The sequence below is a fragment of the Pseudoalteromonas sp. S408 genome (assembly GCF_005886645.1).
Taxonomy (GTDB): Bacteria; Pseudomonadota; Gammaproteobacteria; order Enterobacterales; family Alteromonadaceae; genus Pseudoalteromonas.
This window is the reverse complement of the sequence record NZ_PNDY01000005.1, coordinates 25,062-46,621: the sequence shown is the minus strand read 5'-3', so window position 1 is coordinate 46,621 and position 21,560 is coordinate 25,062. Positions and strand designations below refer to the sequence as shown.

General features: G+C 40.2%; 24 protein-coding genes. 17 read left to right on the top strand and 7 right to left on the bottom strand.

The genetic code is table 11. The features are described from left to right. Window positions 1-17 precede the first annotated feature (17 nt). From CWB62_RS05860 to galE, 4 genes are read right to left on the bottom strand one after another with little or no spacing between them, the layout of a single operon-like run. Window positions 18-1,022 carry a Gfo/Idh/MocA family protein gene (locus CWB62_RS05860; protein ID WP_138527334.1) on the bottom strand — a complete coding sequence of 335 codons (1,005 nt, stop codon included), beginning with the start codon at window positions 1,020-1,022 and terminating at the stop codon, window positions 18-20. Window positions 1,023-1,037: 15 nt separating this feature from the next. Next, window positions 1,038-2,186: a galactokinase gene (gene galK / locus CWB62_RS05855; protein ID WP_138527333.1), complete on the bottom strand. Its 1,149-nt coding sequence runs from the start codon at window positions 2,184-2,186 to the stop codon at window positions 1,038-1,040. Continuing rightward, a complete protein-coding gene (locus CWB62_RS05850) occupies window positions 2,176-3,240 on the bottom strand; it encodes a UDP-glucose--hexose-1-phosphate uridylyltransferase (RefSeq protein WP_138527332.1) in 1,065 nt (354 codons plus the stop codon). Before CWB62_RS05850 ends, galK begins: the two co-directional genes overlap by 11 nt. Window position 3,241: 1 nt before the next feature. Beyond that, complete coding sequence (gene galE, locus CWB62_RS05845) at window positions 3,242-4,255, bottom strand: UDP-glucose 4-epimerase GalE (protein ID WP_138527331.1); 1,014 nt, start codon at window positions 4,253-4,255, stop codon at window positions 3,242-3,244. A 250-nt stretch (window positions 4,256-4,505) separates the two neighbouring features. On the opposite strand from galE, the gene CWB62_RS05840 reads away from it, so the two are divergent. Then, a complete protein-coding gene (locus CWB62_RS05840) occupies window positions 4,506-5,315 on the top strand; it encodes an SDR family NAD(P)-dependent oxidoreductase (RefSeq protein WP_138527330.1) in 810 nt (269 codons plus the stop codon). Window positions 5,316-5,447: 132 nt separating this feature from the next. Here the strand turns inward: CWB62_RS05840 and CWB62_RS05835 are convergent, their stop codons facing one another. Next, a complete protein-coding gene (locus CWB62_RS05835; RefSeq protein WP_058405968.1) occupies window positions 5,448-5,687 on the bottom strand; it encodes an HP1242/YdcH family protein in 240 nt (79 codons plus the stop codon). A gap of 249 nt (window positions 5,688-5,936) precedes the next feature. Here CWB62_RS05835 and CWB62_RS05830 point away from each other — a divergent pair, with 249 nt between their 5' ends. The 8 genes from CWB62_RS05830 (at window position 5,937) to speD (ending at window position 13,777) form a co-directional block, all read left to right on the top strand. After that, window positions 5,937-6,518 (top strand): anthranilate synthase component II, encoded by a 582-nt coding sequence (locus CWB62_RS05830; protein ID WP_058405969.1) that lies wholly within the window; start codon window positions 5,937-5,939, stop codon window positions 6,516-6,518. A gap of 46 nt (window positions 6,519-6,564) precedes the next feature. Next, window positions 6,565-7,728, top strand: coding sequence for an HDOD domain-containing protein (locus CWB62_RS05825; protein ID WP_138527329.1), 1,164 nt, complete (start codon window positions 6,565-6,567; stop codon window positions 7,726-7,728). 378 nt (window positions 7,729-8,106) lie between these two features. After that, window positions 8,107-9,312 carry an aspartate aminotransferase family protein gene (locus CWB62_RS05820; RefSeq protein WP_138527328.1) on the top strand — a complete coding sequence of 402 codons (1,206 nt, stop codon included), beginning with the start codon at window positions 8,107-8,109 and terminating at the stop codon, window positions 9,310-9,312. A gap of 85 nt (window positions 9,313-9,397) precedes the next feature. Continuing rightward, complete coding sequence (astA, locus tag CWB62_RS05815) at window positions 9,398-10,414, top strand: arginine N-succinyltransferase (RefSeq protein ID WP_058405972.1); 1,017 nt, start codon at window positions 9,398-9,400, stop codon at window positions 10,412-10,414. Between the two features lie 15 nt (window positions 10,415-10,429). Continuing rightward, the gene (gene astD / locus CWB62_RS05810; RefSeq protein ID WP_138527327.1) at window positions 10,430-11,899 is read left to right on the top strand and encodes a succinylglutamate-semialdehyde dehydrogenase; all 1,470 of its coding nucleotides are present in this window, start codon (window positions 10,430-10,432) and stop codon (window positions 11,897-11,899) included. Window positions 11,900-12,024: 125 nt separating this feature from the next. After that, a complete protein-coding gene (locus CWB62_RS05805; protein WP_006791285.1) occupies window positions 12,025-12,372 on the top strand; it encodes a DUF3802 family protein in 348 nt (115 codons plus the stop codon). 90 nt (window positions 12,373-12,462) lie between these two features. Continuing rightward, window positions 12,463-12,876: an OsmC family protein gene (locus CWB62_RS05800; RefSeq protein WP_058405974.1), complete on the top strand. Its 414-nt coding sequence runs from the start codon at window positions 12,463-12,465 to the stop codon at window positions 12,874-12,876. A gap of 88 nt (window positions 12,877-12,964) precedes the next feature. After that, a complete protein-coding gene (gene speD / locus CWB62_RS05795) occupies window positions 12,965-13,777 on the top strand; it encodes an adenosylmethionine decarboxylase (RefSeq protein ID WP_006791283.1) in 813 nt (270 codons plus the stop codon). Between the two features lie 95 nt (window positions 13,778-13,872). Here speD and CWB62_RS05790 read toward each other — a convergent pair whose 3' ends face one another. Together CWB62_RS05790 and CWB62_RS05785 are read right to left on the bottom strand one after the other, a co-directional pair. Continuing rightward, a complete protein-coding gene (locus tag CWB62_RS05790; RefSeq protein WP_138527326.1) occupies window positions 13,873-15,216 on the bottom strand; it encodes a M24 family metallopeptidase in 1,344 nt (447 codons plus the stop codon). Window positions 15,217-15,342: 126 nt separating this feature from the next. Further along, the gene (locus tag CWB62_RS05785) at window positions 15,343-16,626 is read right to left on the bottom strand and encodes an aromatic amino acid transport family protein (protein WP_138527325.1); all 1,284 of its coding nucleotides are present in this window, start codon (window positions 16,624-16,626) and stop codon (window positions 15,343-15,345) included. 368 nt (window positions 16,627-16,994) lie between these two features. On the opposite strand from CWB62_RS05785, the gene CWB62_RS05780 reads away from it, so the two are divergent. The 8 genes from CWB62_RS05780 (at window position 16,995) to CWB62_RS05745 (ending at window position 21,535) form a co-directional block, all read left to right on the top strand. Beyond that, a complete protein-coding gene (locus CWB62_RS05780) occupies window positions 16,995-17,783 on the top strand; it encodes a trypsin-like serine protease (protein WP_138527324.1) in 789 nt (262 codons plus the stop codon). An 88-nt stretch (window positions 17,784-17,871) separates the two neighbouring features. Then, a complete protein-coding gene (locus tag CWB62_RS05775; RefSeq protein ID WP_058405977.1) occupies window positions 17,872-18,270 on the top strand; it encodes a hypothetical protein in 399 nt (132 codons plus the stop codon). A gap of 105 nt (window positions 18,271-18,375) precedes the next feature. Then, a complete protein-coding gene (locus tag CWB62_RS05770) occupies window positions 18,376-18,744 on the top strand; it encodes a DUF7674 family protein (RefSeq protein ID WP_058405978.1) in 369 nt (122 codons plus the stop codon). Between the two features lie 163 nt (window positions 18,745-18,907). Further along, window positions 18,908-19,705, top strand: coding sequence for an alpha/beta fold hydrolase (locus CWB62_RS05765; protein ID WP_058405979.1), 798 nt, complete (start codon window positions 18,908-18,910; stop codon window positions 19,703-19,705). A gap of 291 nt (window positions 19,706-19,996) precedes the next feature. Then, complete coding sequence (locus tag CWB62_RS05760; protein WP_249315584.1) at window positions 19,997-20,359, top strand: hypothetical protein; 363 nt, start codon at window positions 19,997-19,999, stop codon at window positions 20,357-20,359. Between the two features lie 107 nt (window positions 20,360-20,466). After that, on the top strand, window positions 20,467-20,748 hold the full coding sequence (locus CWB62_RS05755) for a hypothetical protein (protein WP_138527323.1): 282 nt from the start codon (window positions 20,467-20,469) through the stop codon (window positions 20,746-20,748). 47 nt (window positions 20,749-20,795) lie between these two features. Continuing rightward, entirely contained in the window at window positions 20,796-21,050 is a 255-nt protein-coding gene (locus tag CWB62_RS05750; protein WP_138527322.1) for a hypothetical protein, read from the top strand. 71 nt (window positions 21,051-21,121) lie between these two features. Next, on the top strand, window positions 21,122-21,535 hold the full coding sequence (locus CWB62_RS05745; RefSeq protein WP_138527321.1) for a hypothetical protein: 414 nt from the start codon (window positions 21,122-21,124) through the stop codon (window positions 21,533-21,535). Window positions 21,536-21,560: the final 25 nt, after the last annotated feature.

The following is a 21,560-nucleotide window of genomic DNA, read 5'->3' as shown; positions in this document are numbered from 1 at the left end:
CCTTGTTGCGTGTATTTTTATAAATTTATGTTATGAGATTCGACTGTCGCGCTATATTCAAGCTGCCATTGGGCTCTCAGGTTATCCATCATCGTCATAACCCGTAAGCTAGTGCTTAGTGGTAATACAGAGCTTTGTATTTGTTTATTTAGTATGCACTCAGTGACGTGATCAATTTCAAATTTAAAGTTTTCATCATCATTAAATGAGTAGTCAAAATGTTGGGTAGCTTGCCCATTAATATGAATCTCAATACTTTTCGCACCTACAAACCAAGGTATGCGTATAAAGCCATGATCACCTGTAATATAGGCTTCAGTTGGACCGTTTTGCTCAAGTGCACTACTAAGTTGTGCAAACTGCCCATTACCATAATCAAGCATGGCAATATTTCGAGCATCCACGCCTGTATCTGTTTTATGCACAAATGAGCTGATTTCTTCTGGGGCTTTATTAAAAACCACATCAGCAATAGATAAAGGGTAAATTCCTAAATCAAGTAATGCACCACCGGCTGTATTTGGGTTCATTAAGCGATGTGATGAATCAAATTCACCCGCTAGGCTAAAGTTGGCATTAACACTGTGTACTTTGCCAATAACCGCTTCGTTCAATAATTCTTCTAATTTTACAATAGCGGGTAGAAAGCGCATCCACACTCCTTCCATTAAAAAGCGATTTTGCTGCTGCGCTAGCTCTTTTAATGTAATGAGTTGCTGTGCATTAATGGTAATGGGTTTTTCGCTTAGTACGTGCTTATTATGCATTAAGCATTGGGCTATACTTTGAAAGTGTTGGTTGTGGGTGTTTGCAATATAAATAGCGTCAATGTTTGGGCATTGCATAAGGGCTTGGTAGCTCTCATAGCCTTTAATTGAATAGTGTGTGGCAAACTCGCTTGCGCGCTGCTTGCTAGTTGATGCTGCGCCAATAAGCTTAGCATCAGCGCAATGCGCAATGCTTTTAGCAAAGGTGTGAGCAATATTGCCACACCCAATAATACCCCAGTTAACCTTTGCCATATTGATACCTATTTTTTAAAAAGACGTTATTTGTAACCCTGAACCCGCTGAGCACACATAAATATCTGCGTATAAGTTAAAGCGTTCAAAGTAATGTTTTTCAACGGCTGCTTTAATTAACGGTACTTCTACATCGCGACATAAACATACAATTGCCCCCCCAAAACCACCACCAGTCATACGCACTGCGCCGCGCTCACCCATGGCTTCTTTACAAATTTCAACTAAGCCATCTGTTGCAGGTACGGTTACTTCAAAGTCGTGTTTAAGTGATTGGTGTGATGCAGCCATCAATTCGCGAAGTTGCTGCATATCATTGGCTTGCAATGCTTTAGTTGCTGCAATAACGCGGTCGTTTTCGCTAATTACATGGTGTGCACGTTTGTATTCGTTATCGCTAAGTTGTGCTTTAACAGCATCTAGTTTAGCCATTGTTGCTTGGCGAAGTGTTTTAACTCCCATTTTTTCAGCAGCTTGTTCGCAATCAATACGGCGTTGATTGTATTCGCTGTCTACTAATTTACGTGGGTAGTTAGAGTTCACTATAACAATATTTAAGTCATCAGGTACTTTCACTGACTTAGTTGCTAGGTTTTCACAGTCAATTAAAAGAGCGTGACCGTTTTCGCCTTTTGCCGAAATAAGCTGATCCATAATGCCACATTGACAATGCATAAAGTCGTTTTCAGCTTCTTGGCCCAGTAGTGCAATTTTTTCTTCGGTTAAACCAAGTTGCGCAATATGGTTAAACATTCCCCCTACGGCAACTTCCAATGCAGCCGACGATGACAAGCCACTGCCTTGCGGTAAGTTACTATCAATAAGTAAATCGGCACCACGTAAAGTGTGACCTGCGCGTTTTAATACAAATGCAACCGCGCGAATATAATTCCCCCATTGCGATTGACCTTCGCTAATCGGTTCGTCAACGTTAAAACGGTCTTGCTCGCCTGGGTAATTTAATGACTGCACGGTAATCGTGCTATCGTCGCGCTCTTTAAACATCACTTGAGTACGAAACTCTAATGAGCACGGAAATACAAAGCCGTCGTTGTAATCGGTAAACTCACCTATTAGGTTTACACGTCCTGGTGCAGCCGCAATACCTTGAGCAGGGGCACCGTACAGTGATAAAAAGTGGTGTTGAAATTCATTAAGCGTCATCTGTGTGTCCTGCTGTGTTTTTATAGTGTGTTGTGCTTGCTGCTTTTAAAATAGAAGCGGCTGTTTCTGCGCTTAAGTCACGCTGACTTTCGCCTAACATTTCGTAGCCTACCATATGTTTTTTCACGGTGGCAGAACGAAGAAGTGGCGGGTAAAAGTGTGCATGCAAGCGCCAATGTTGCTCATCTGAACCACGATTTGCGGGTGCATTGTGCCAACCCATAGAGTACGGGAAGCTACAGTTAAATACATTATCGTATTTAGTCGTTAATACTTTTAATGCCTGAGCGAGTGAATCGGTTTGTGCATCAGTTAACTGACTAAAGTTTTGAATGTTATCTTTAGTTACAAGCAGTGTTTCAAACGGCCATGCTGCCCAAAATGGCACCACAACAAGCCAGTGTTCATTCTCAAATACGACACGAGTTTGGTCGGCTTGTTCTTTTTGTACATAGTCGGCAAGCATGGCTGTGCCGTGTTTATCAAAATAAGCGCGTTGTTGTGTATCTTCGGCTTCTATTTCGGTAGATAGGTGCGAATGCGCCCATACTTGGCCATGCGGGTGGGGCTGCGAGCACCCCATGATCTCACCTTTATTCTCAAATACCTGAACACACTCATAGTGCTGTGCAAGATCTGTGTAGTTGTCTTTCCACGTTTTTACTACTTCGTGTAGGGCATCGTGCTCCAGCTCAGGCAGTGTTTTGTTATGCTCTGGCGAAAAACAAATGACACGGCATTCGCCGCTTGCTTCGTCAGCAATAAATAAATCGCTGTCTGACTCTAAGTTTTGTGGTTGCTCGCTGGCATTAGGCGTCAGCGCACCAAAATCATTTCTAAATACATGTGTGTATTTGTAATCTGGGTTGCTATCGCCATTTGCACGGGTGTTACCTGGGCAAAGTGGGCAGCTTTCGTCATGCTTTGGCAAAACCGTTTCGTTAACGGCTTCGGTTGCGCCTAACCATGGGCGGTTATTCCGATGCGGTGATACTAATACCCAACGCCCCGTTAGCGGGTTTTTACGTCTGTGAGTACTTTCTAATAAAGCCATATTAACTCTCCAACCCACTTGGGTAATTAGTTTGCCAGCGCCATGTATCGTTGGTCATGTCGCTAAGTGTTAGTTCTGCGTGCCAGTTAAGGGTGGTTTGCGCTTTTGTGGCATCGGCGTAATTACACGCAATATCGCCTGCACGACGCGGTGCAATTTTATAGGGAATTGTTTTACCCGCTGATGCGCTAAACGCATTGATCATATCAAGTACTGAATAACCTTGGCCCGTGCCTAAGTTATATGCGTGAAAGGCGGTATCTGTTTTGTGTTGCATAAATGCGGCAACATGGCCTTTTGCTAAATCTAAAACGTGAATATAGTCGCGCACGCCTGTGCCATCTTCGGTGTCGTAGTCGTCACCAAAAATATTAACGACCTCACGTTTACCTACCGCAGTTTGGGCAATAAAGGGCATTAAATTATTTGGAATACCATTTGGGCTTTCGCCTAATAAGCCACTTGGGTGTGCGCCTACAGGGTTAAAGTAACGAAGCGCTATGCCCATAAAGTTGCTGTTGGCATTACATACGTCTTGCATGGCTTGTTCAACCATGACTTTAGTCCAACCATAAGGGTTGGTCGCGCGAATTGGGTGTTTTTCGTCTATTGGTAAGTAGTCGGGCTCACCATACACAGTGGCCGATGAGCTAAATATAATATGGTTAACACCTTCATCTTGCATATTTTCAAGCATGCTAAGCGTGCCCGATACATTATTTTGATAATAACGCAGCGGTTGCTCGGTTGATTCACCTACCGCTTTTAGTGCTGCAAAGTGAAATACAGCCTCAGCTTGGGTGTGTTTAAGCGTAAGTTTAAACTGCTGCTCGTCTTGAATGTCACCTAAAATGAATTCAAAGCGAGTGCCTGTAATCTTTTCGAGTTGGTCAAGCACACGAGGGCTCGCATTAGACAAATTATCGTAAATAATAGGTGTAATACCCGCCTCATGTAATGCAATACATGTATGGCTACCTATGTAACCCATACCGCCAGTCACTAAAACTTTCATGTGTTTTCTCGAAAATATATTTATATGATAAATACTACTATTAAGGAAGTTTAAAAACAATAGTTATGAATTGTTCAAAATTCAAATAAATGGCTAAAAAACACACATTTGTTTTGAATCGCTTTATTAATATTTTCTATATACAGATTAAATGACTGCCTAATTATCACTCACAAGTGGCAATGCTATTATAACCCCATCATTAAGCGTTGAATGTGTAGGCTATGTTCTACACAACATGGAGACAGGTATGAATAAAACAATTTTAGTAACAGGTGCAACAGATGGTATTGGGTTTGAAACAGCTAAAATGCTGTTAGCGCAAGGCCATACTGTGCTTCTTCATGGGCGTAACGCGCAAAAGCTTAAAAACGTACACACTTTGCTTGATAACGACTACCCGCAAGCGCGTACACAAACCTACGTAGCTGATTTAAGCGAAATGGCGCAGGTGCAAAACTTGGCTAAACAAATTACAGCTGATCATAAACGCTTAGATGTACTGATTAATAATGCCAGTGTGTTTAAACTTGAGAACCCAGAAACTGCAGAGGGTCTTGATGCACGATTTGCAGTAAACACATTTGCTCCTTATTTATTAACAGCTTTATTATTGCCGCTTTTTAATACCCAAGGGCGAATAGTGAATGTGTCGTCAGCGGCGCAGGCAACGGTCAACTTAGATGCGCTGATTGGACAAAGCGCTTTGTCTGACAACGCAGCATACGCACAAAGCAAATTGGCAATTACAATGTGGTCGCGTCATATGGGCTTAAAGCTTAAGGAGAGCGGTCCATTAGTGGTATCGGTTAATCCTAAGTCATTACTGGGTAGTCAAATGGTTAAAGACGCATACGGCCCCAATGGCGGCGATTTAAAGTTAGGTGCCGATATATTTTACCGTGCTGCGCTAAGCGATGAATTTAGCAATTCAACAGGGCTGTATTTTGATAATGACGCTGAGTGTTTTGCAGCCCCTCATGCTGATGCATTAAATGACACTAAAAATCAGCAATTAATAGATGCGCTCGATTTAAAGTTATTGCAGCTTGCAATATAGCTAACGCAATATGAGCGTGAGTTAAAGGGTGTATCACTAAGCTATACACCCTATAGAGTTTCATTGAAGACAAACAAAGAGTCCACTACTTTAAAAGGGCGAACTCTTTTTTGTTTTGGAGTTTTAGATTTACTATGCGCTTATTAAGCGCTGATATAACCAATCTTTTAGTTCAGAGCGGTCGTGTTTTAGCTGGTGCATTTGCTCGTCGCTAATAGGCGCACCGTCCAATTCTAATACTCTTATTTCTTTATCTAGCTTATTGTACTGTTTAGCTTTATCAGCAAAGTCAGCATCACTTTTATTTAACGTGTTAATCGTGCTTGTGTGCTCAGGAAAGTCGTTTGTTAATGAATGGTCTTCGCCTAACATAGTCGCTCCTTAATAAAAATAAATACGCTTACAGAAAATAAGCCATTTCATAGTATAACCTTGGGCTAGGTCGATCGTAATTCAACCCTATAAATATAAAATTAATGGGACAAAAAAAGAGCCGTTACTTCATCCTAAAGAGGGAATTACTGTTTATATAGCCGCAAACCACTGACACCTAACGCGGCTTAGGTTAGAATGCAAAGGCTTAAATACTCCCAATAACTCCTTTTTTGAGTACTCTATTACATGCTTTTAATGATCGATAACTACGATTCGTTTACTTATAACTTAGTGCAGTACTTTCAGCGATTAGATCAAGACGTATTAGTCAAGCGCAATGACGAGCTGAGCATTGCACAAATTAAGCAACTTAATCCAGAACATATAGTTATCTCGCCGGGTCCTTGCTCACCGAATGAAGCTGGTATATCGTTAAGTGTTGTTGAGCAGTTAAAAGGCCAATACCCTATTTTAGGAATTTGTTTGGGGCATCAAACTATTGCGCAAGCGCTAGGGGGGGATGTAGTACGCGCCAAAAAAGTAATGCACGGAAAAACATCTGCCATAATGCATACCAACAAAGGTGTTTTTAAAGGGTTAGCTAATCCGTTAACGGTTTGTCGTTATCACTCGCTGGTGGTTAAAGCGCAGTCGTTACCCAACGAGCTTGAAATAACAGCGTGGACACAAACACCGCAAGGTGAGTTTGACGAAATAATGGGAATGCAACACAAAGAATTAGCAATTGAAGGGGTGCAGTTTCATCCTGAGGCTATTTTAACAGAGCAGGGATTAGAACTGCTTGATAACTTTTTAACTCGCTTCTAGTCTAATAATACTAAACGTATTCAATACTTACTATTTAATGAGCATTATGACCGAACTTGCATTACAACAGCGTACAGCAAAAATACTTGACCAACGAGCACACGATTTGCTGTTGGGTCATAGCTTTGCGCACCAGCAAATTGGGTTTATTCATACATTAGATATTGATTACGGCGAGCCTATGAAGCAGCGCACCTTGTTGCAGGTTGAAGTATCAGCGCAACAAAAGCGTAAGCAAACAAGCACCGCGCATCATAAGTATCGTGCACAAGCCAGCGAACAGCTTCATAAAGTAATAGAAACAGCCATATTTAAACAGCTCGAAGATATAGACGCAGTAATTCAAACCACGATAGGGATTGAAGACAGTGTCGCCACTATTTTAGATATATTAGCGGTAAAGTCTGCCTCAGTTGGCCGCTTGGAGCCGTTAGTAAACGATTTAAGTTGGCTTGGACGAGAGCTGGTTACGCTCGTTAACTTACCTTATTACCGAAACCAGCGTAGTAAAAAAAATACCGCGGTAAAAGTAGATAGCCCAGCACTTGCTCTGCGTTACATAGGGCTTGATAACTTACAGTTAGTTATTCCCACGTTTGCAGTTCGCCACTGGATGCCACACAGCACCGAGCCTTTTTCGTTACTAAAACGCCGGCTACGTGACAGCGCAATGGCCAACGCTATTGCAGCCCAAAAAATTGCAGAGCTAAACGACGTAAACGACATTCATGCTTTTACTCTGGGTATGTTATTAGATGTAGGGCGTATTACGCTGGTACGTTTATATTTAAAAACCTTTGAGCAGGTATGGCAACGAAAAGTACAAATAGCGCGCCAAGAAAACCAAAAAGACCTACACACAGCGTTATTGGAGCTAAAGCCCGATCCTTTGTTTTTAACTACGTTGTTGTGTAATAAGTCAATTCAGGTCAGTGCGCGAGTCATCGACAAAATGGCCTTTAAATATTTGCCATTTAAAGGTGTGATGGAGCAGCTACAAAATGGCGTAAATAAGGGCGATACTGCCTTACCGTTAACGCAGGTCATGTTAAAAGCGCGTTGTTACTCTCAGTACTTAATTTTAAAAGAACACCAACTCATCGAGCCTGACGAAACCGCATCGTGGTTTTCGTATTTTCAGTTCACTAAAACGGAACTAAAAACCCTCCAAACAAGCAATTTTACTAATCTTGCTATTCAAATTGACTAAAAAATTAAATTTTTTGTTAATTTTTTTACGACTATTCATTCATTTCTATTTTTTTATTCACCTTGTTATTTAGCCTTAAAAGCCTATACGTCTTAGTGCTCATGCGGTTAATTGTGAAAAATTTTGTGTAATTGGGTATGCAAATAGTTATTCACTATCTATGAAATAATATCTTAAGCCCTTTATTTTCAAGGGTTACATGAAAGTTTTTAACGAGACAGCTACCACTAATTCTGAAATAATGGGCGTCTGAAAATTGAACCACAAAGCAATTTTTTGTACCAAATAGACACCTGAACGTACTAAAAAGCTTGGTTAATATTATTAGCCAAACACCTATTTTATGCTTTGTGTCGATCACAATTAAGAGGAAATAAAATGACAGTCAATCGCGAATTATTTGATCACGTAATGGTTCCTAACTACGCACCTTCAAGCGTAATTCCTGTTCGAGGCGAAGGCTCTCGCGTATGGGATCAACAAGGTAAAGAGTTTATCGACTTTGCTGGTGGTATTGCTGTTAACTGTCTTGGCCACTGTCACCCTGCATTAGTAGGCGCATTAAAAGAACAGGGCGAAAAAATTTGGCACCTATCAAATGTAATGACCAATGAGCCGGCGCTTCGCCTAGCTAAAAAAATGGTTGATGCAACCTTTGGTGAAAAAGTTTACTTTGCCAACTCGGGTGCAGAAGCAAACGAAGCCGCACTGAAATTAGCGCGTCGTTTTGCACTTGATAAATTTGGCCCAGAAAAATCACAAATTATCGCATTTAATAAAGGTTTCCACGGCCGTACATTCTTTACTGTAACGGTTGGCGGCCAAGCAGCATACTCAGATGGTTTTGGTCCTAAGCCGGGCGATATTGTACATTGTGATTACAATGACCTAGCAGCATTTGAAGCGCTAATTAGCGACAAAACGTGTGCAGTAATGATGGAACCACTGCAAGGTGAAGGCGGTATTGTTTCGCCAACTGACGAGTTTGCTCAACAAGTTCGCGATTTGTGTACTAAACACAACGCCCTGCTTATTTTTGATGAAGTGCAAACCGGTGTTGGCCGTACGGGCGACTTATACGCATACCAAGGTTTAAACGTAGTACCTGATATTTTAACTTCAGCTAAAGCATTAGGTGGCGGTTTTCCAATTGGCGCAATGTTGACGACAACAGATATTGCACAGCACCTTAAAGTAGGCACTCATGGTTCTACTTACGGCGGAAACCCGCTTGCATGTGCTGTTGCAGAAGCCGCATTTGATACTGTTAACACACCCGAAGTACTTGCTGGTGTAAAAGAAAAAGCAGCCCTATTTAACGAGCTACTTGCAGCGGTAAACGAAAAATACAACGTATTTAGCGAAATTCGCGGTAAAGGTTTATTAATTGGCGCCGTAGTAAATGAGCAATACAAAGGCCGTGCTAAAGAGTTTTTAGTAGCCGGTACTGAACAAGGCCTCATGTCGTTAGTAGCAGGTGCTGATGTTGTTCGTTTTACACCCTCTCTTGTTATCCCTGAAGCGGATATTCGTGAAGGTATGGCACGTTTTGAAAAAGCAGTAGCAAGCGTAGTAAACGCATAAGCTGTTTTAGCCAATCTATCGAGGGCAAACATTGTTTGCCCTATGAATCCTATTTACCGTTATTGATAAGGGAGCAAGCGGACTCATGATGATCCTTCGCCCAATCCAGCAAAATGATTATTCAGCATTACTGACAATTGCCCACGAATCGGGCCATGGTTTTACATCTTTGCCTTTAAACGAAGAGCTATTACAAAAGAAGATTGACCATTCAGTAAGCTCATTTGCTAAACAAACGTCACAACCCGGTGACGAAGGCTACTTGTTTGTTCTTGAAGATAGCGAAACAGGTGAAGTAGTAGGTACTTCGGCAATAGAAGCTGCTGTAGGCCTAGATGATGCGTTCTATCATTACCATTTAAGTAAAGTTATTCACTCTTCGCGCACACTAGATGTTTACAAAGCAGTCGATATTTTAACGCTATGTAACGACTACACCGGTGCAACAGAACTATGTACGCTATTTTTAAAAGACGGCTATCGCAAAAACTGTAACGGCAAACTACTGTCTAAAGCACGCTTTATGTTTATTAAACAACACCAAGCACGCTTTGCAGAAACTGTTATTGCAGAAATGCGCGGTGTGTCTGACGAAAACGGTAATAGCCCGTTTTGGAAATGGTTAGAAGAACATTTTTTCTCAATGGACTTTCCAACAGCTGACTACTTAACCGGCATAGGCCAAAAAGTGTTTATTGCTGAACTTATGCCTAAATACCCAATTTACGTCAATTTACTCAGTAAAGATGCGCAAGCGGTAATCGGTCAAGTTCACAACAATACACGCCCAGCGATTGAATTATTAAAAAGCGAAGGCTTCACGTTTAACGGCTACGTTGATATTTTTGACGCAGGCCCAACAGTTGAAGCAAAAGTAGATAATATTGCTACAGTACGTAACTCACACGATTTTATTGTTGAAATTGGTGAGCAAACGGGCGACACCATGGTGTTGTTAGCAAACGACAAGCTTGAAAACTTTAGAGCGACCGTTACACCAATGAGTTTCGACGAACGCGCTAAAACCGTTGTGTTATCGCAGCAAGTCGCCGACGCCCTGCAGCTACAAACAGGCGATACTGTTAGCGCAACCCCAGTTTAATTTAGGAGAAAGTATATGACTCATCCTGCACAATTTATTAATGGTCAATGGTCACAAGGCCAAGGCACAGAATTTAACTCAGTAAACCCAGCAAATAACGACGTTATTTGGCAAGCATCGTCAGCGACGGCTGAGCAAGTTGATGCCGCGGTTAGCGCTGCGCGTGAAGCGTTTTACGCATGGGCAGACAAAAGCTTTACTGAGCGCCTAGAAATAGTAAAAGCGTTCGCAGCACAATTAAAAGAAAACAGTGAAGAGCTTGCAATCACTATTGCACAAGAAACAGGTAAGCCATTGTGGGAAACGCGCACTGAAGCGGGTGCGATGGTTGGTAAAATTGCCATTTCTGAAAAAGCATTTTTAGAGCGCACAGGTGACGTTGAAAACGCAATGCCACTAGGGCGCGCCATGATCCGTCATAAGCCGCACGGTGTTGTAGCGGTATTTGGCCCATATAATTTTCCGGGTCACTTACCAAACGGCCATATTGTGCCAGCGTTACTAGCGGGTAACACCGTGGTATTTAAGCCGTCTGAGCTAACACCAAAAGTGGCTGAGCTTACCCTTAAACTATGGGAAAAAGCGGGTTTACCAGCTGGCGTCATTAACCTTGTACAAGGTGAAGTTGAAACAGGTAAAGCACTGGCTGCTCATAAAGGTATTGATGGTTTATTCTTTACCGGTTCTTCGCGCACAGGTCATATTTTACATGAACAGTTTGCAGGTCAGCCGGGTAAAATTTTAGCGCTTGAAATGGGTGGCAATAACCCGCTTATTATTACTGACGTTGAAGACACTAAAGCAGTTGTACACGACATTGTTCAATCAGCGTTTATTTCAAGCGGCCAGCGTTGTACCTGTGCACGTAAATTGTTTTTACCTAAAGGTAGCAAAGGCGATGCAATATTAGAGCGCCTAATTACTGCAACTAAAGCCATTAAAGTAGGTAACTACGACGATGCAGAACAGCCATTTATGGGCTCTATGATCTCATCAGCGGCAGCAGCAGGCATGGTTAAAGCACAAAGCGAGCTGGTAGAACTTGGCGGTAAGGTACTTGTAGGGCTTGAGCACACAGCAAATACCGGTTTTGTAACGCCAGGTATTATTGAGTGTTCAGCAATTGGCGACTTCCCAGACGAAGAGCATTTTGGCCCACTTTTAAAAGTATTCCGCTTTGACGACTTTGACAGCGCAATTGATAAAGCAAACGACACAAGTTTTGGTTTATCAGCAGGCTTACTCAGTGACAGCCAAGCTGATTACGACCACTTTTTACGTCGTATTCGTGCTGGTATTGTTAACTGGAATCGCCCAATTACGGGTGCGTCTAGCGCTGCACCATTTGGTGGTATTGGCGCATCAGGCAATCACAGAGCAAGCGCGTACTACGCAGCCGACTACTGTGCATACCCTGTAGCTTCAGTAGAGCTTGAAAAAGTAGCCATGCCAGCAACATTAAGCCCAGGCTTAAAAATAGATTAAGCACTCCTTAATTGGTATAAAAGCAGCTTCGGCTGCTTTTTTTATATGCTTAAATCACAAAGCTAGCAATCAACAGCGCTTTCTGCTTAAATCAGCGTAAGTAATATTATTAGGTGGTGAATATCATGGTTTTAGATAGGCAAGGGTACGATGATTTAATCATGTATCTAACTCAAAATTTAGCATTGTTTGAGAAGCCAGGTGTAATAAAACCAGGCGCTCCAACGGTAATGGAACTCATAGAGGATGTTATTGCCGAAAACGTTATGCTAATTTGTGAACAGCACACAAACCTCAACACAGAACAGCGCAGCTTAATTGTACGCGAGGTTGATGGCATTGTTTACGATTTACAAGAAGTGCTTAGCAGCATTACGTCACAGCCTGTTACGGTTGAGCAACATGAGTTTATTGACGAATTTGCCAGCTTAATTAAAAATCTCTTCGACAGCGCTGTTTCGCAGCAGTATTAAGCCTCAATTTATAGTGCCGCGTATCGCATTTTCGTTTGCAACTGCGGCCAACTTGCTTACAATCAACAAAAATATTTTTGAGATAGAAACATGCAAGCAAATGTAAAGTGGGTCGAAGGCGACACGTTCGTAGGTCGTTCTAATTCTAATCACAACGTAGTATTTGATACCGGTAGCGATAGTGCGGCACCTAGCCCAATGGAAATGGTGTTGATGTCGGTTGGCTGTTGTTCATCGGTTGACGTTGTGGGTATTTTAAAAAAAGCTAAACAAGATTTTTCAGACGTTCAAGTACAATTGAGTGCTGAACGCGCTGAAACGGCTCCTCGCGTATTTACTAAAATCAATTTACATTTTGTTGTTACAGGCAAAAATGTGTCTGAAAAGCATCTTGCACGCGCTGTTTCTTTGTCTGCTGAAAAGTATTGTTCTGTTGCATTAATGCTTGATAAAACAGTAGAAATTACTCATAGCCATGAAGTTGTGCAAGAACAGGTAAAATAACGCTTTTTCCACGAGGAAAATTCGTATAAAATCCGCGAACTTTTCATTCTGCAGGTGCAGATTTCACTAATTTATAGGTTGGTTTATTATGAACAAACCCTTCGATAAACTTAAACTTCATGGCTTTAACAATTTAACCAAAAGTTTAAGCTTTAGTATTTACGATATTTGCTACGCAAAAACCGAGCAACAACGTAAAGAATATATTGAATATATCGATGAGCAGTACAGTGCAGATAGACTAACCGACATTTTAGGTGAAGTTGTTGATATTATTGGTGCCAATATTTTAAATGTTGCACGCCAAGATTATGAACCGCAAGGCGCCAGTGTGACTATTTTGGTTTCGGAAGAGCCAGTAGAAGAGCAGCAAAATTACGATGCTGACGAAGCGCCAGGGCCACTCCCTGATTCAGTGGTTGCGCACCTAGATAAAAGCCACATTTGTGTACACACATACCCAGAAGCTCACCCTGATGATGGTATTTGTACATTCCGTGCTGATATTGAAGTATCTACGTGTGGCATTATTTCGCCACTTAAAGCGCTAAACTTTTTAATTCATAGTTTAGAGTCTGACGTGGTAACAATTGACTACCGTGTTCGTGGTTTTACTCGCGACGTAAACGGCGTTAAGCACTACATTGACCACGCAATTAACTCTATCCAAAACTTCATGACAGACGATACCAAAGAAGCGTACCAAATGATGGACGTAAACGTGTATCAAGAAAATCTGTTTCACACCAAAATGATGTTAAAAGAAACCGATCTAAACACTTACTTGTTTGGTCTTTCGACAACTGATTTATCGGATGATGAAGAAGAAGAAATTCGCTCTAAGCTAAACCGTGAAATGCAAGAAATATTCTATGGTCGTAACCTACCAGAAACTGAATAACAGTTACGTTAGTTAAATAAAAACGGCGCTCATTGAGCGCCATTTTTATATGCGTTAATAAATATACCTATAAATTACTTACATCAGAGTTCAGGTTATTTAACAAGTAACAACTCGGTTTGTCGGCCGTTTAAGTACCACACGCCGGTTTTATCAAAAATAGCGTCTTCTTCTAGCATTATGCGTATTTCTTTATTCCATGGTTTTATAAACACCGCATTGTTAAGCTCAATAGAATAAGCGGTATTTAAATGCAAAGGGTAGTCGCCATCGCCGGGCACACCTTGTTGTGAATCCCACATGCCAAGTGTAGTGCCCGCGGCATGACCATGATAGCCAAGCGGGTGCGTATAAATAGTGGGTTTTAAACCTTGAGCAATGGCTTTTTCGCGAGCGGCTTTTAATACCTGATTACCCGTTTTACCTTCGCTAAATTCAGAGGTAAAAATGTCTTGGAGTTTATTGCCTTTTTTAAGCGCATCAACAAGGTAAGCGGGCGCGTCTGTTTCGCCAGGTTTTAAAACATAGGCATGTTGTTGGGTGTCGGTATTTAAGCGTAAGTACGTAATACCAAAATCGACATGCAGTAAGTCACCCGCTTGAATAACGTTATCGGCGTAGCCATTCGTAAAGCTGTCTTCGTGGTCGAACGATTGGCTGTCGGCGCGTTGTATTGCAATACTTGGGTGAAACCATGTTTGTAGTTTTAGTTCTTTTACGCGCTCTCTAAACCACCACACTAAATCGTCGCTGGTTGTTTTTCCTACCGTAATTACTTTGCTTGAAAAACCCTCAGCAATAATAGCGTGCGCAATAGCAACAATGTGTTTATACATGTCTATTTCTTGAGGAATACGCTGCTCTAACCAGGCAACTGCCAAAGGCTCGGCCGAGATTATTTTATTTTTATAAGCACTGGGTAAGTTGGCCATTAAGGTATTGTAATCGCCCAGCACTAAACCGTCGGCATGCCCCCAATCGGTAGACGTATTAAGTGCAATATTACTTGGTTTGTAGCGTTCAATAATGTCGTTCAATGCTTGCCACTGGTTTGGCTGCGCCTTTTTATCCCACCCTTTTGTAAATACGTTACCTATTTTATAGGGCGCAATAGCGTAAGCATCCACATTGCCTTGTTCATTTAAGGCAAAGAGTAAAATGGTGGTACGCCTTGCCGATAACCAGGTTGCTGGCAGCATTGTTTTTAGTATGGGATCTTCGTTGTATTCGCGGCTAATAAGCAGCCACATATCGATGTTGTGTTGCTTCATTAGGCTGGGCATTAATGTGTTTACCCTAAGCTCGGTTATATTATCTATAAACGCTGCGCGTTCTTTCATTGATAAAATAGCAGGCACGCCATCGGCTTTAGCTAAGGGGCTTAAAAAAAGCGTAGTAAGTAAGCTTACGCAAAGTAGGAGTTGTTTTGTAAGGTGCATAATTGTTTTATTTTTAGGCTAGTTAATTTATAACATGCCTTAATGGCAGCCATAAAAAAACATTTTGAGATAAACAGCACATAAAAAAGCCCAGCTAACTAGCTGGGCTTTGCTCGAATAGGTGTGCTATTTAATCATGCTGTAAATAAGTGCAAATACCGCAAGCGCACCTACCGCTAATACAAACAATGTGCTTAAACGGTTACGATATTTATGCAGAGCCGGTACTTTATAAACTGCAATCATAGGCATGATAAATAATATCATGGCAATAATAGGGCCCGACAGCTGATCCATCATATCGAGTATGCTTGGGTTTTTAACTGCACAAAACCAAATGGCAAAAAACATAATAACCACGCCAATTTTATCTACCGTTTTAGCACCAAGCTGTGTTTGTTTAGTTACCAAGCCTGTAAAGCTTTCGCGGGCTCCTAAAAAGTGACCTAAAAACGACGACGTAATGGCAATAAAAGCAACTAAAGGCCCAAGCGTTGCAATAAACGAGTTATGAGTAATGTTAGCAAGGTAGGATAAAACCGATACATTATCAGCTTTTGCTTGTGCCATTTGCTCACCTGTTAACGACAGTACGCACGAAAATACAAACAGCAATACAAACACAATTAACAGTAAGCTTGTGCGTTTTAAAATGGCTTCTGATTTGCGTGTAGCAAGGTCGTCATAGTGTTCGCGTTGTACATGCACAAAGCTTGAAATAGCCGCTGCATGGCTAAACGAAAACACAATAATAGGAATAGATAACCACAGCGTTTTACCAAAGCTGCCCACTTCAGGTAGGCTTATGTCTGGCATTTGCCAGCTAGGAATTAAATACAACGATAAAAAAAACAAAATACCCACAAGCGGGTACACCAAAATAGAAAACGCGCGCAGCATTAAGCGCTCGCCACCCATCATAAGGCTTATCATACCGGCTACCAAAATACCCGAAAGTACCACGCGCGGCGGCGATTCCATACCCAGCTGGTTTACCATAAAGCTGTCTACCGTGTTGGTTAAGCCCACACCGTAAATAAGCAAAATGGGGAATATAGATAAAAAGTACAACAACGAAATTAATCGCCCTGCATTAACGCCAAAGTGTTCTTCAACTACATCGGTAAAATCGGCATGCTTATTTTTAGACGATAATACAAAGCTTGCTAAACCACGGTGGGCTAAAAAGGTCATCGGAAACGCTAAACACGCCATAATAATTAGCGGCCAAAAACCGCCAATTCCAATGTTAATAGGTAAAAATAAAATACCCGCACCAACGGCGGTACCAAAAAGGCTTAAGGTCCACTGCGTATCGTGCAGGTTCCATTTAGATTTAGCGCTTGAATTTGCACTTGAATGCGTGTGTGTTGATGCATTTGAATGCGTTGCATCTAAAGGTGTTGTCATGTGTGTGCCGTCCATTATTTATAATAATAACCGCGCCGAAGGATATAGTTTTTAGCCCACTTTTTCATGTTTTTAGCGCCCTAGAGCGGTAATTAACTGCGTTAAAATAGCCCCCAAGTGTCATGAATACGAAACAGTGGTGTAAAATTAAACAAAGCCACCACAAGGTGTTAAAAGCGCATTAATGACACCCTTTACTTTTTTCTACACAGTAAAATAACTCGCTAAAATATAATATTTATAGTTGGCAAACACTTACACGCTTTGTTATTAATAGATGTTCATAAAATAAGGATGTTTTCATACAAAAATGGTGAAAGTGTTCTTTTGTTAAAATGTTATCTACTCAATTTATACTGTGGAGTGATATGAAACTTTTCATTTTTATAGCATTAGCTTTTTACTGCATCGGTTCCTATGCAGTGGTCATGAGACATGATGTTCCAATAGACAGTTATCGTGTTGAAAAAATACCAGAATATATTGTCGATATGCCGCAGGAAGGCCATGGAGTCCTTATTGCTGAAAAATGGGTAGTCACAGTAGCGCATACTATCTTTCACGACTATGCAGGGTCTAAGCTAAACGTCGGTTCGAAACAATATGAAATTGAAAAAGTATATATCCATCCGGAATATGTAAAACCTAGCAACAATATACTTAGTGGCGACTTAGCGCCGCTTATGCAAGTTTTGGAATCAAGCAGTGATATTGCTTTAATAAAACTATCCAGCCCTGTTTTAGACATTAAGCCAATTTCAATTTATTCAAAATCTGACGAAAAAGGCAAAGTCATAACTGTATTCGGTAAAGGTGCTATGGGAAATGGATTATCAGGTGAAAATTTAGATACTAAATATTTATATCAGCCAAATAAATTTCAAAATGTTGTAGAAAGCGCAAATGGCAAATGGCTGACATTCAAATTTGACTCACCGCGCAACGCGCTCCCTCTAGAAGGGATGCATGGTTCTGGAGATAGCGGGGGCGCCTCTATCATTTATCAAAGCGGTGAGCCCTCCCTAGTGGGATTGTCTAGTTGGCAATTTGCAACTGGAGATATTTCGGCATTTAAAGGCGGTTTATATGGTACAACTGCTTATCAAACTAGAATATCTAGTTACTACAATTGGATTACAGGTGTTGTGGGTCGCTAACAAAATAATAAATAACAGGGTTGTGCCTCTCGCTATGACTTACATCTATAACCCATAACAAGAAACACCCCGACTAAGGAATAAACCGATGATAAAGTATTTATTAATTTTATTGTTTTTAACGCCTATTCAAGCATTTGCTGGAAAGTATGCAAATCAAGCTAATGAGAATCCATTTCATAATGGGGAGTTAAACGCAAAATATGAAGGAGAGGCAACAGCTTTAGGGGGAACAGTATTAGAACATATTACAGTAAACAACAATAACTTGTACTTGTTGGATTTAAAAACTCCATCTATCAACAATATTTGGGTAACGAGTTTTGTAAAAGCTCAAGGTAAAGAGGTAGTTGAGGTGGGTGATAATGTTATTTTTAAAGGTTATATTTCTACTGTCTCTAGTCTAGATGAAACTGAAGAGCTAGAAAATTCTATTCAATCTAAGACACTATTAATGGCGATATATGCTTTGAACAAAGGCAAGTAAATTAAAATTGATAGGCTTTCTTTGGCTTTAATATAAGTATCTTAAACCTTATTTAGCTTACATTTTACACCGGCATTTTAATGACTACGTATTAATAGGGAATATATGGCAGACCAAGAAATAAGACAATTTATTGAGGATATACAATCTAAGTTTCCAGACGTCATACCGCTAATGGATAAGCACGAAGAATGTGAGTTCGCTTTTCGTATGGAGGAGTTCGCAAATTTAACAACGTTTGCATTCAACGAACATAAAAACGCCGACGCCCTAAAGCATTTGTCATACATGAGTCTAAAACTAGACACTGCAAGTCCTACCGAGTTTGATTACATAGATACCTATTATGTTGAACACTTGTTTTGGAAAGCGACCCCTATTGGAATTGAAATGGGCTGGTCACTCGTTCCCGACAAACTAAAAAAGCTATACTTAAATTTTCATGGCCAAGCGCCTCAAATACGCTGTCAGTAAGAGTAGGGCGTTATTATTTGTTTTTCTTTAAAAACCAAAACCTGCCCCGAAAAGTTGTTAAGTAGGAGTGATTGTTCTGAACTTCATAAGCGATTTTTATTAAACTCCGTTATACTTCTAACAATTAAATATGCCAAATGAAGTAAATAGGCCGCTAACTGCAATGAGCACAGATATTCTTTTTCATACTATTTTTCCGCATGAAACCAGTAAAACATGGGTTGTATTTGTCCATGGAGCAGGGGGGAGTTCGGCAATTTGGTTCCGTCAGCTTAAAGCCTATAAAAAAGAATATAATGTATTGCTGCTCGATCTTCGTGGTCACGGTAAATCGAACAACTTAGTGCAAAACTTTGTAGATAATAATTATTCGTTTAATAAGGTCTCTAAAGACATTATCGATGTGTTAGATCACAACAATATCCCTAGCGCACATTTTGTTGGTATTTCACTGGGCACCATTCTTATTCGTAATATTGCTGAAATTGCGCCGCAATATGTCTCAAGCATGGTGCTAGGTGGCGCGGTGACTCGCTTTAATACCCGCAGCAACACTTTGGTTTATTTAGGTAATACGTTTAAACACTTCTTGCCGTATATGTGGCTGTATCGTTTATTTGCTTTTATTATGATGCCGAAAAAGCGCCATAAAGAATCTCGACTTTTATTTGTTCGTGAAGCAAAGCGCTTGTGCCAAAAAGAGTTTATAAAATGGTTTAAATTGGCCATGGACGTAAACCCCTTAATGCAGTACTTCAAAGAAAAAGACATTGATATCCCCATCCTTTACATTATGGGTAAAGAAGATCATATGTTCCTTGGCCCGGTTAAAGAAATGGTAAAGCGCCACAAAAATAGCGTACTGCAAACTATTCACCAATGTGGCCATGTTTGTAATGTAGAACGCCCTGACTTATTCAACCAGCACTCGCTTGCGTTTATCGCCCAGCAAAACCGATAAAGGTCGTAGCTCTTAAAAAGCGTTCAATTAATGGCAAGTCTTAAAAACGTATAATAGCCATCACTTGTTGATTGGAAACGGTCATTCTTTTGCCTTTATCCTTTAGCTAAAAACACTGTATTGCTTCATGCCGCACTCTTTTACACATAGTAAAATACCTCGATTAATATAATTTTATAATTGGCAATCACTTACAAAGTTTGTTACTAATAGATGTTCACAAAATAAGAACACGTTCAAGTTAACTATAAGGGTGTAATTTGAGCAAGTTACTAGAATGCAGGGAAGTGTGTGAGAACATGTTTAGTTTTAATATCATTACTTCTTAGTGGGTGTTCTCCAATTTGGGAGGAGCAACCTTATAAAGTGTATTACATTGACGGTACCAAAAGGTTAGGTTACAGCCTTGGTCAGGGCGCATATATTGGGCGACTCAATGAACCAATAAATATTAAGTCAAACGAGCAATATATTTCGGTTTATGCTTGTCCGCATAAAACTTGTGCTTTTTACTATATTGATAAAATCAAAGATAACAAGTTTGCTGAACACAAGGAGTTTGTTTATGGGCCATACACAAAAGCTCAATTTGCAGCAATAGCCAAAAAATTAGGGTTACCGACTATAAATTCCAGCGTTAAAACCGCAATTTAATAAAGGTTAAAAACCTTACTTAGATTTTCACAGGCTTCAACACGTCCAAATATGTTAACTAAAACGCCTATTAAAGTTTATAAATAAAGAACTTAAAGGCAGTCAGTATGGATAAAAAGCAAGCCATTGTTATATTGCTCGGCATAGTATGGTTTATGTTAGGAGCTGCTTTTTTCATAGGTTTTGAGTCAGTAGAAAAGTTGTTGTTTTGTGTGTTTGTATTTTTCTTTTGTTATAGATATATCTATGCATTTATATTAAATAGAAGTATTTATGCACCATATACCGGTGAGGAAATTTCTCCTACTGAAGGTAATTTAATAAAGCGGCTCTTTATACTGATTATAGGTATTGGTGCGTGCACCTATTTTACTTTCTTTATCCCTTAAAAAGCATATTTGCCCAGTAGCTCTTTATATTATTAGGTGTCAGCAGGATGAAAAATAAAGATAACGGATATCCTTATCTCAATATAGACCGACTTACGTATATTTATAAATGTGTTAAGTGCAAAGCTCATATTAAAAAAGGCATGGCAACCTGTTATAGATGTGGCTATGAATTCACATCTAGCGATATTGATAAAATGCTCAGAGAGTATAAAGAAAACTATTCAAAAAACTGGCACGTTAAGATTTATTTTGTGCTGTTTGTTGGAGTGATAGTGCTTTTATTGCTGAATATAAATTAAGTGTATTCTATTAAAAAAGAGTTAGGATCAGTGTTTTACTTCCACTCAAAGCTATAAATTATAAGGTTATTATGAACAAAGTATTGTTATTATTATTTATTTTTCTAGCCTGTGCTTGCACTTCAACTCATAAGATAGATTCAAACGTTGAATTTGAACGACTCTATGCAGCACTAAAAATGGAAGAGATCTTAAGTTCATTTGGGGGAGAAGTGAATATTAGTCCTGAAAAGATACTTTCAGAAATACTAAGGGATTTACCCGAAAGCCAAAAGCGGGCCTTCATTGAGTCAATGCCTTCAACAGTTATGGCTGACCCAATTAATGTCAACGCAGCTAAAATTATTTTTAAAAGCAAACTTACTTCATTATTAACTGCACAAGAGTTAAAAATTGCTGCTGACTTTTATTCTAGTAATATTGGTTTAAAGGCGCATCGAGCGATTATAGATGCAGAGATAGCTGTTTCAGAATCGTTAAACTAATTTTTCTTTCGAGATGAAATAAAAG

Coding starts and splice junctions, on each gene's coding strand:
- CWB62_RS05860 (WP_138527334.1), bottom strand. CDS start 1,022: ATGGCAAAGGTTAACTGGGGTATTATTGGGTGTGGCAATATTGCTCAC.
- galK (WP_138527333.1), bottom strand. CDS start 2,186: ATGACGCTTAATGAATTTCAACACCACTTTTTATCACTGTACGGTGCC.
- CWB62_RS05850 (WP_138527332.1), bottom strand. CDS start 3,240: ATGGCTTTATTAGAAAGTACTCACAGACGTAAAAACCCGCTAACGGGG.
- galE (WP_138527331.1), bottom strand. CDS start 4,255: ATGAAAGTTTTAGTGACTGGCGGTATGGGTTACATAGGTAGCCATACA.
- CWB62_RS05840 (WP_138527330.1), top strand. CDS start 4,506: ATGAATAAAACAATTTTAGTAACAGGTGCAACAGATGGTATTGGGTTT.
- CWB62_RS05835 (WP_058405968.1), bottom strand. CDS start 5,687: ATGTTAGGCGAAGACCATTCATTAACAAACGACTTTCCTGAGCACACA.
- CWB62_RS05830 (WP_058405969.1), top strand. CDS start 5,937: ATGCTTTTAATGATCGATAACTACGATTCGTTTACTTATAACTTAGTG.
- CWB62_RS05825 (WP_138527329.1), top strand. CDS start 6,565: ATGACCGAACTTGCATTACAACAGCGTACAGCAAAAATACTTGACCAA.
- CWB62_RS05820 (WP_138527328.1), top strand. CDS start 8,107: ATGACAGTCAATCGCGAATTATTTGATCACGTAATGGTTCCTAACTAC.
- astA (WP_058405972.1), top strand. CDS start 9,398: ATGATGATCCTTCGCCCAATCCAGCAAAATGATTATTCAGCATTACTG.
- astD (WP_138527327.1), top strand. CDS start 10,430: ATGACTCATCCTGCACAATTTATTAATGGTCAATGGTCACAAGGCCAA.
- CWB62_RS05805 (WP_006791285.1), top strand. CDS start 12,025: ATGGTTTTAGATAGGCAAGGGTACGATGATTTAATCATGTATCTAACT.
- CWB62_RS05800 (WP_058405974.1), top strand. CDS start 12,463: ATGCAAGCAAATGTAAAGTGGGTCGAAGGCGACACGTTCGTAGGTCGT.
- speD (WP_006791283.1), top strand. CDS start 12,965: ATGAACAAACCCTTCGATAAACTTAAACTTCATGGCTTTAACAATTTA.
- CWB62_RS05790 (WP_138527326.1), bottom strand. CDS start 15,216: ATGCACCTTACAAAACAACTCCTACTTTGCGTAAGCTTACTTACTACG.
- CWB62_RS05785 (WP_138527325.1), bottom strand. CDS start 16,626: ATGACAACACCTTTAGATGCAACGCATTCAAATGCATCAACACACACG.
- CWB62_RS05780 (WP_138527324.1), top strand. CDS start 16,995: ATGAAACTTTTCATTTTTATAGCATTAGCTTTTTACTGCATCGGTTCC.
- CWB62_RS05775 (WP_058405977.1), top strand. CDS start 17,872: ATGATAAAGTATTTATTAATTTTATTGTTTTTAACGCCTATTCAAGCA.
- CWB62_RS05770 (WP_058405978.1), top strand. CDS start 18,376: ATGGCAGACCAAGAAATAAGACAATTTATTGAGGATATACAATCTAAG.
- CWB62_RS05765 (WP_058405979.1), top strand. CDS start 18,908: ATGAGCACAGATATTCTTTTTCATACTATTTTTCCGCATGAAACCAGT.
- CWB62_RS05755 (WP_138527323.1), top strand. CDS start 20,467: ATGGATAAAAAGCAAGCCATTGTTATATTGCTCGGCATAGTATGGTTT.
- CWB62_RS05750 (WP_138527322.1), top strand. CDS start 20,796: ATGAAAAATAAAGATAACGGATATCCTTATCTCAATATAGACCGACTT.
- CWB62_RS05745 (WP_138527321.1), top strand. CDS start 21,122: ATGAACAAAGTATTGTTATTATTATTTATTTTTCTAGCCTGTGCTTGC.